The organism is Frankia sp. CcWB2 (assembly GCF_977927585.1).
Genome location: NZ_CDWRCM010000175.1, coordinates 8,537 through 9,897, shown reverse-complemented (window position 1 = coordinate 9,897; position 1,361 = coordinate 8,537). Strand labels below are relative to the sequence as shown.

The 1,361-nt window shown below is 76.9% G+C and carries 1 protein-coding gene and 1 pseudogene; both read left to right on the top strand.

From position 1 onward, the window contains the following. A pseudogene (locus tag ACY45C_RS16720) lies at nt 1-1,129 on the top strand (DEAD/DEAH box helicase); the annotation flags it as partial. Nucleotides 1,130-1,132: 3 nt separating this feature from the next. After that, the coding region (locus tag ACY45C_RS16715) for a cobalamin biosynthesis protein (RefSeq protein ID WP_462188504.1) at nt 1,133-1,361 on the top strand (229 nt) is incomplete at its 3' end.

Here is a 1,361-nt window from a genome sequence, read left to right as displayed (position 1 = left end):
GTCGCGGGAGGGTTCCGCGCGCCGGCGGGCCGAATCCGCGGCGGCGCTCGCCCGGCTGCGGACCGGGGACATCGTGCGGGTGCCCGCCGGGCGGCGCAGCGGGCTCGCCGTCGTGCTCGACGCCGACGCCGCCGCGAGCGCCGCCGACGGCCCGCGGCCGGTGGTGCTCACCGCGGACAGGCAGGTCCGCAGGCTGTCCCTGACTGACTTCCCGGTCGCCGTCGAACCGCTCGGCCGGGTCCGGGTGCCGCGGTCGTTCAACCCGCGCTCGCCGCAGTCGCGCCGGGATCTGGCCTCCTCCCTGCGCGCCGCCGACGTTAACCCCGATGCCCCTCCGGGCCGGCGGGCCAGGGTCCGTTCGGCCGCGGCGGACGACGCCGAGCTCGCCCGGCTGCGTCGGGCCCTGCGCGCCCATCCGGTGCACGACTGCCCGCGCCGCGAGGAGCACCTGCGTTCCGCCGAGCAGGTCAACCGGCTGGTCAAGGAGACCGCCGCGATCTCGCGGAAGGTGGAGGGCCGGACGAACACGGTCGCGAAGACGTTCGACCGGGTCCGTGCCGCGCTCGAGGACCTCGGCTACCTGGACGGGGACAGCGTCACCGCCGCCGGGCGGGTGCTCGCGCGCATCTACTCGGAGCAGGACCTGCTCGTCGCCGAATGCCTGCGCGCCGGCATCTGGGACGATCTCACCCCGCCGGCGCTGGCCGCCGCCGTGTCCACGCTGGTGTTCGAGCCGCGCGGCGACGACGCCGGCGTCCCGGCGCTGCGCGACTGCCTCGCTGAGATGGTCCGGCTGTCGGAGCGGCTCGCCGAGGCCGAGCAGGCCCACCGGCTCGCGTTCCTGCGCCCGCCCGAGCTCGGATTCGTCGCCGTCGCGCACGACTGGGCCGCGGGCCGCGCGTTGGAACGGGTGCTGACCGACAGCTCCGTGGAACTGACCGCCGGCGACTTCGTCCGGTGGATGCGCCAGCTCATCGACATCCTTGACCAGATCGCGCAGGTCGCCCCGATGGTGCAGCCGGACCCGGGTGCGCCGGGTGCGCCGGACGGCGCGCGGGTGCGCCGGACCGCCCGGGCGGCGATGGACGCCGTCCGGCGCGGGGTCGTCGCTTACGCGATGAGCGTCTGAGCCATGGTCCCTTCCCGTGCCATGGTCCCTTCCCGCGCGGTGCGCGCGCTCGGTCTGGTCCTCGGCGCCGTGCTGGACGGGCTGCTCGCCGACCCGGCGCGGCTGCATCCGGTCGCCGGGTTCGGGCGGGCCGCGTCCCGGCTGGAGAACCGGCTCTACCGGGACGGCCGGGCGGCCGGATCGCTGCACACCGCGGTGCTGCTCGCCGCGGTCGCCGTGCCCGCCGTCGCCG